This window comes from Aquabacterium sp. (assembly GCF_014378415.1).
GTDB lineage: Bacteria > Pseudomonadota > Gammaproteobacteria > Burkholderiales > Burkholderiaceae_C > Aquabacterium.
Window position 1 is genome coordinate 22503 of record NZ_JACMNS010000136.1, and the last position, 6280, is coordinate 28782.

A 6280-nucleotide genomic window follows, 5' to 3' on the forward strand; every position below is an offset into this window, starting at 1 on the left:
TCCTTGGCCACCACCACGCCACCGTCACTGTTTGGCGTTGCCGTACACCGCGCGTCGCGCCGCCTCCAGATCGCGCTCCAGGGACGCCTGGTCGCGCTTGCCCTCAGGCTGGGCCTGCCAGGAAGCCACGATGGCCGACTGGCGCCGCTTGAACTCCGTGAGGCGATCTGCCTCGCGAGCAGCTTGTTCCTCATCGGGCTGAGGCGCCAAGGCTTCAAACTTGTTGCGCATCTCGATCAGGCGCTGCTCTCTCAAGCGCTCGTCGGCTTCCAGGTCGGTGAGCAAGGCGGTGCTCAGCAACAATGCCTCGCCCAGGGTGACTTCGCCTTTGGTCAGGCGATCGGGCACCTGGGTCAGCAGGCTTTCGGCCAATTGGTGGCGCTGCTGCGCGTCGGGCGAATCCGCCAGCGCCTGCCATTGCTCAAAACTGCGCTGAAAACGCAGGTAGGTCACCACGCGCTCCAGCTCGGCTTTGCCATTGGGCTGGGTGCTCATCGCTGCTTTCAAGGCGGACCAATCCTCGGGGGTGAAATCCGATGGCCGCCCGTCGGGGAGCACCGTGGGCGTGGACGCAGCACCGGTCACCACGGCGGCGAAGACTGGCCGCTGTGGAGCAGACACTGACGCGGACGCTGCGGACTCGACCACTTCGCTGGCGTCCCGGGCCTCCTGATGCGCCTGCCACCACCACCCCCCACCTCCGACAGCGAGCCCACCGATCAGCGCAGCGAACCATGATCGCTGCCAGAACTTGGTACTTTCTTGATATGTGATCATGAACGCCAAAAGCCAATGTCAAGGAAACCGGTGGATTGTCGGCATGGAGTCACGATCGAATGCATGGGACAAACCCACGACACTCGGCTCATTGGTTCAGCACGAAAGGCGGCTGCGCTCTTCCAGGGCTTGCTGCACCTTGGCAGGGTCCGGATTGGGGCCTTCCGTGAGGAGGCCAGGAAGGACGCGCCTGTCCTCCACACACTTTTGACTTGCCTGGACTTGTGCGTCATCCGTGGGCTGGGGCACGGCCAGGGCCATTTTTTTGCCCCAATCGTCGATTTGCTGCTCGCGCTTCTTCTCATCGGGCTCCAGGTCAGACATCAGCACCGTGGTCATCATCAGCGCCTCGCTCAAGGAGAACTCGCCCTTGACCAGACGATCGGGCATCTGGTTCAGGAGGCTTTGCGCCAACTGGTGGCGTTGCTGCGCGTCGCGCGCGTCCTCCAGGGCTTGCCATTGCTCAAAACTGCGCTGAAAGCGCATGTAGCTCAACACCTTGTCGACTTCGGGCTTGAGCTGCGGTTTGTTCGTCATGGCCTTGTCCAGCGCGGACCAGACGCCAGGCGTGAAATCAGAAGGGCGGCCATCGGACAGAATCGTGGGATCGGTGGAGCCGGCCAATGCCGGCGTTGCTGGCGCGGCCATCCCGCCGGCAGCAGCCACAGGCTCGGACGCCGTGGTGCTGACCTGCGTGGTCGCATCCGCCCCCGAATGACCCGAGAACCACCACACCCCAGTGCCCACCACCGCGCTGCCAATGAGCGCGATCAACAACGGACGTTGCCAAGAATTTTTAGATTGATACGTAATCATGTATGTCCACCACTGATGTCAGAGAAACCCGAAGATTGTCGCCAATTTACCCCGTCTGCAAGCATGGCATAAACCCACAATCCGTGTAAACGCAAGCACTACACTTGCGACCTGTTTCAATGCCGCACAGAACTCATGGATTCGCTTGTTACTGATCCCAGACTGGTCACCGCGGTGGCCACCGTGTGCTCCTTCCTGGTGGGCTCCCTCTCATTTGCCGTGATCGTCAGCCGCCTGTTCGGCTTGAGCGACCCACGCACCTACGGATCGGGCAACCCAGGCGCCACCAATGTGCTGCGATCCGGCCACAAGGGCGCGGCCATCCTGACCTTGCTGCTTGACGCGCTCAAGGGCTATGTGCCAGTGGCGATTGCCCAGCACTGGGGCCTCGACCAAATCGCCGTGACCTTGGTCGGACTGGCGGCCTTCCTGGGGCACGTCTGGCCGATCTTCTTTCGATTTGAGGGCGGCAAGGGCGTGGCCACGGCAGCGGGCGTCCTGTTGGGCTTTCAACCCGCCGTGGGCGGCCTGGTCCTGGCGGCCTGGTTGTTGATGGCGGTGGTGTTCCGTTATTCGTCGCTGGCGGCACTGACAGCCTCACTGGCCGCACCGATCATTCAGTGGCAACTCATGGGGGCTGGCGCCATGACCATCGGGGTGGCCATCATGAGCGCCCTGCTGATCTGGCGGCATGCCGCCAACATCCGCAAGCTGCTGGCTGGGCAGGAAAGCAAACTGGGCCAGAAGGCCGCCGCCACACTGCAACAACCGTGAGCGACCAGGCCCAACGGCGTCATCAATGGTGGGTGTTGGCCGGCATCATGCTGGTGTTCGTGGGCGGCAGCAAAGGCTGGTCCTGGTGGACGCAGGAGCGCGCGGCGTCCACCGTCAGGCAATTCGCCCGGCCGGGCGAGATCACGATGTACGCCACCGTGAGCTGCATCTATTGCGCCAAAGCCCGGGACTGGCTGGACAGGCACCAGGTGCCCTGGCAAGAATGCGATGTCGAATTGAACGCAGTCTGCCGGCAAGCCTATGAAGCGCAAGGCGCGCCAGGCACACCGTTGATGTCGGTCAAAGGCCGATGGCACCTGGGTTTTGACGCCGAGTGGTTGACCCAGGCCATTCAGTTGGCGCCCGTCAGGTCAACGACTCCAAACCCACCCTAGCCAGGTCGCCACGGCCATGGCGCACTATCACGGCATCGCCAGAACTCAGGTCGATCACCGTCGTGGGCTCCAGCGGACAGGCGCCTGAATCGATCACGGCCTGGACCTGCTTTTGCAGCCGCTCGCGGATGTCATTGGCATCGTTGAGGGCCATTTCTTCACCGGGCATGATCAAGGTGGTGCCCAGCAGGGGCTGACCCAAAATTTCAAGCAGGGCTTGGGCGACGGTGTGCTCGGGCACGCGCAAACCGACCGTGCGGCGCGAGGGATGCGAGACGCGGCGCGGCACCTCTTTGGTGGCCTCCAGGATGTAGGTGTACGGACCCGGCGTGCCCAACTTGAGCAGGCGGAATTGCCGGTTGTCCACCCGCGCATAGTTGGCCAGCTCGGACAGGTCTCGGCACAGCAAGGTCAGGTGATGGCGCTCGTCCACCGCGCGGATGCGCCGCAGGGCCGCCACGGCGTCCTTGTCGTCCAGGTGGCACACCAGCGCATAGCTGGAATCGGTGGGCAGCGCCACGATCCCGCCTTTGTGAAGGATGTCGGCGGCTTGCTTCAGCAAACGTGTTTGCGGATGCTGGGGGTGCACTTCAAAGTATTGAGCCATGGAGCCGCCCTTTCAGGGCTGAAAGATGCGGTGCTCCAGGGCCTGCCACACCGGCGTCAAACGGCCCGGCAAATCGGGCAAGGTGCCCAGGTCGGTTCGGCTTTCAATGGGGTCGTGAAAGTCGGAGCCCCGCGAGGCCAGAAGGTCGAATTCAATCGCCATGTCGGCGTACTTGGCGTACTCGGGCACGGTGTGGCTGCCGGTGACCACCTCGACCCCGCGCCCGCCATGCGCCTTGAACTCGGTGAACAGTGCGTACTCTTCGTTGGGGGTGAAACCGTAGCGCCCAGGGTGCGCAATGACAGCCTCACCGCCAGCTTCGGTGATCCAGTGGATGGCATCAGACAGCGTCGCCCAGCGGTGCTCGACGTAACCGGGCTTGCCTTCGGTCAGGTAGCGCTTGAAGACTTCATGGGACTCGGAGCACACGCCGATTTCAACCAGGTAGCGGGCAAAGTGCGTGCGCGAAATCAGATCGGGGTTGCCCACATAGCGCAGTGCGCCTTCAAATGCGTTTGGGATACCGACCTTGGCCAGCCCGTCGGCCATGTCGCGCGCACGGCGCTCACGGCCACCACGGGTGTCCGCCAGGCCTTGCTGCAAACTGGGGTGATCGGGATCAAAGCCCAGGCCCACGATGTGCACCGTCTTGCCCGCAAAGGTGACTGATATTTCGGAGCCGGTCAGGTAGGCCAGGCCTTGCGCTTGCGCGGCTGCCCTGGCTAGGTGCTGGCCCCCCACTTCATCGTGATCGGTCAGTGCCCACAGTTCTACCCCGTTGCGCTTGGCCCGTTCAGCCAGGGCTTGCGGGGTCAATGTGCCATCGGACACATTGGAATGACAATGAAGGTCAGCGTTGAGCAGGTGCATGGATGTCCGTTGTTTCGTGGACATTTTACAAACCCGCCATGATCGTGACCATCCGGGGTTGCAATAACCACACCAGCTAGCGGCTCCAGGCTCGCAAGCAGGCTTGGGTCAGCTCTTTGACGAGTTGGTCGTTGACCGGGATCCGGTAGCGGGTCTTGATGTGGCGCATGCCCCGCCCTGCGCCTTCCAGCTCGGGAAACTCGCCCACCAGCTGCACGCCATTGAAGACCTGCAGGTGCGCGTTGGCTTTGTGCAGCACGATGGCCATGACGTTGTCACGGTCGTTGACGAAGCACAGGTTGCCCCATTTGACCTCTTGGCGCAGGTGAGGCGCGGCATCCAGGATGGCCTGCTGCATGGCTTGCGCAGTGTCGCGCTGCTCTGGGCGAAGGCTGTCAAAAAATGCGCTGATTAAAGCGGGGGACTGAAGCGGACGGCGCATGGAGGAAAAGCCCGAAAAATAGAAACAACATGGGGCAATGGCGCACATCCACCCCCTCGCGAAAGCCGACAACGACTTCGCGTGGATGTACAGCACGAACACCTCTACTCGGTGCCCTGGAGTGCTGAAGCACACTCAAAGCCGACACGGTCAATTGTAACTGCTCGTAATCACTCCTGAATCCCTCCAGATGAGGGTCATGGGCGAATGTCGGCAATAGTTCTTCAAGTTTTAGGGAGAGTTACCCCAGTTTGCCCCTGGTATTTGCCACCACGGTCACGGTAACTGGTTTCGCATACTTCGTCGCTTTCAAAAAACAGCACTTGTGCACACCCTTCGCCAGCGTAGATTTTGGCGGGCAACGGGGTGGTATTGCTGAATTCCAGCGTTACATAACCCTCCCACTCGGGCTCGAAAGGCGTGACGTTGACGATGATGCCGCAGCGGGCATAGGTGCTCTTGCCCAGGCAGATGGTCAGGACGCTGCGGGGAATCCGAAAATACTCCACGGTGCGTGCCAAGGCAAAACTGTTCGGCGGAATGATGCAGTAATCACCTGTGACATCAACAAAACTGCGCTCATCGAAATTCTTCGGGTCAACCACCGTGGAATGGACGTTGGTGAAAATTTTGAATTCGTTGGCACAACGGATGTCGTAGCCATAACTGCTGGTGCCATAACTGACGATGCGCTGCCCATCCGCCGTCGCCCGCACTTGATTGGGCTCGAAGGGCTCGATCATGCCGTGCTCTTGGGCCATCTGGCGGATCCAGCGGTCTGACTTGATGCTCATGGGGTCTGTCTCCTACTCAACAGCCGCGATTGTCACTGATTGCGCGCAGCCCTCAGGTTCTGGGCAAAAACGCCAGCCAGTAAATCAGCAGTAAATTGAACAGGACGGACATGCCCAGGGCGATCTGCCAAAGGACCACGGGGTCGCGCGCCATCAACGGCGTGGCGTGGGGCGCGGACAAGGGCCGGGAAGCGCCCCGATCCAAGGCCAGAAGCAACTCCTCGGCCGTTTCAAAACGCAGTTTCGGGTCACGCGCCACCGCTTTCAGCACGATGTGGTCCAGCCAAATGGGCACGTCAGGGCGGATGCGCGAGGGGGCCACGGGGTCGCGGCGATAGCGGGCGGTTTGATAGGGCTCGATGTCGCCATAGGGCAATCGCCCCCCGGTGAGCCATTGGTAAAGCGTGACCCCCAGGGCGAACAGATCGCTTTGGGGGTTGGCCATGGACTCGGAAGGGACCGCGCTCCATTGCTCGGGGTTCATGTAGCTGGGCGTGCCCGCGTGCAACTCGCGCAGCGCCTGCGGCTCCTTGCCGGACAGCGCCACGCCCAAGTCGAGCACCCGCCACAAACCGTCGTCACCCAGTTGCACGTTGTCCGGCTTGATGTCGCGGTGGATGACGCCGTGCTGATGCAAGCGGCCCAAGGACCGGGCCACCGTGGTCGCACCTTCAATGATGTCGTGAACGGTGAAATGATGTTTGCCAGCCAGCATGGCCCCCAGGGTGGTGCCGGCGTGCCATTCAAAGAGGGTGTAAAACGCCGTGGGCTGGTGGGGCTCGAAGACCTTGACCCAGCCCCGGGC

9 protein-coding genes are annotated in these 6280 nt (G+C 61.9%); 2 read left to right on the forward strand and 7 right to left on the reverse strand.

All coding sequences use genetic code 11. The features are described from left to right. Nucleotides 1–24 precede the first annotated feature (24 nt). Together H7225_RS12545 and H7225_RS12550 are read right to left on the reverse strand one after the other, a co-directional pair. Entirely contained in the window at nucleotides 25–777 is a 753-nt protein-coding gene (locus H7225_RS12545; RefSeq protein ID WP_290662288.1) for a hypothetical protein, read from the reverse strand. 96 nt (nucleotides 778–873) lie between these two features. Further along, on the reverse strand, nucleotides 874–1554 hold the full coding sequence (locus tag H7225_RS12550; protein WP_290662290.1) for a hypothetical protein: 681 nt from the start codon (nucleotides 1552–1554) through the stop codon (nucleotides 874–876). Between the two features lie 174 nt (nucleotides 1555–1728). On the opposite strand from H7225_RS12550, the gene plsY reads away from it, so the two are divergent. Both plsY and H7225_RS12560 read left to right on the forward strand, forming a co-directional pair. Beyond that, a complete protein-coding gene (plsY, locus tag H7225_RS12555) occupies nucleotides 1729–2367 on the forward strand; it encodes a glycerol-3-phosphate 1-O-acyltransferase PlsY (protein ID WP_290662292.1) in 639 nt (212 codons plus the stop codon). After that, a complete protein-coding gene (locus H7225_RS12560; RefSeq protein ID WP_290662294.1) occupies nucleotides 2364–2762 on the forward strand; it encodes a glutaredoxin family protein in 399 nt (132 codons plus the stop codon). The genes plsY and H7225_RS12560 overlap by 4 nt, the downstream gene beginning before the upstream one ends. Here the strand turns inward: H7225_RS12560 and H7225_RS12565 are convergent. From H7225_RS12565 to H7225_RS12585, 5 genes are all read right to left on the reverse strand, one after another. Beyond that, nucleotides 2734–3369, reverse strand: coding sequence for an L-threonylcarbamoyladenylate synthase (locus tag H7225_RS12565; RefSeq protein WP_290662296.1), 636 nt, complete (start codon nucleotides 3367–3369; stop codon nucleotides 2734–2736). The genes H7225_RS12560 and H7225_RS12565 overlap by 29 nt on opposite strands. Before the next feature lie 12 nt (nucleotides 3370–3381). Continuing rightward, nucleotides 3382–4263, reverse strand: a complete 882-nt coding sequence (locus tag H7225_RS12570; RefSeq protein ID WP_290662298.1) for a 3',5'-nucleoside bisphosphate phosphatase — start codon at nucleotides 4261–4263, stop codon at nucleotides 3382–3384. 52 nt (nucleotides 4264–4315) lie between these two features. Then, complete coding sequence (locus tag H7225_RS12575; RefSeq protein WP_366481489.1) at nucleotides 4316–4729, reverse strand: DUF1801 domain-containing protein; 414 nt, start codon at nucleotides 4727–4729, stop codon at nucleotides 4316–4318. A 176-nt stretch (nucleotides 4730–4905) separates the two neighbouring features. Further along, nucleotides 4906–5475, reverse strand: a complete 570-nt coding sequence (gene dcd / locus H7225_RS12580; protein ID WP_290662302.1) for a dCTP deaminase — start codon at nucleotides 5473–5475, stop codon at nucleotides 4906–4908. A gap of 52 nt (nucleotides 5476–5527) precedes the next feature. Next, the coding region (locus tag H7225_RS12585; RefSeq protein ID WP_290662304.1) for a serine/threonine-protein kinase at nucleotides 5528–6280 on the reverse strand (753 nt) is incomplete at its 5' end.

Coding starts and splice junctions, on each gene's coding strand:
- H7225_RS12545 (WP_290662288.1), bottom strand. CDS start 777: ATGATCACATATCAAGAAAGTACCAAGTTCTGGCAGCGATCATGGTTC.
- plsY (WP_290662292.1), top strand. CDS start 1,729: ATGGATTCGCTTGTTACTGATCCCAGACTGGTCACCGCGGTGGCCACC.
- H7225_RS12565 (WP_290662296.1), bottom strand. CDS start 3,369: ATGGCTCAATACTTTGAAGTGCACCCCCAGCATCCGCAAACACGTTTG.
- H7225_RS12570 (WP_290662298.1), bottom strand. CDS start 4,263: ATGTCCACGAAACAACGGACATCCATGCACCTGCTCAACGCTGACCTT.
- H7225_RS12575 (WP_366481489.1), bottom strand. CDS start 4,729: ATGTGCGCCATTGCCCCATGTTGTTTCTATTTTTCGGGCTTTTCCTCC.
- dcd (WP_290662302.1), bottom strand. CDS start 5,475: ATGAGCATCAAGTCAGACCGCTGGATCCGCCAGATGGCCCAAGAGCAC.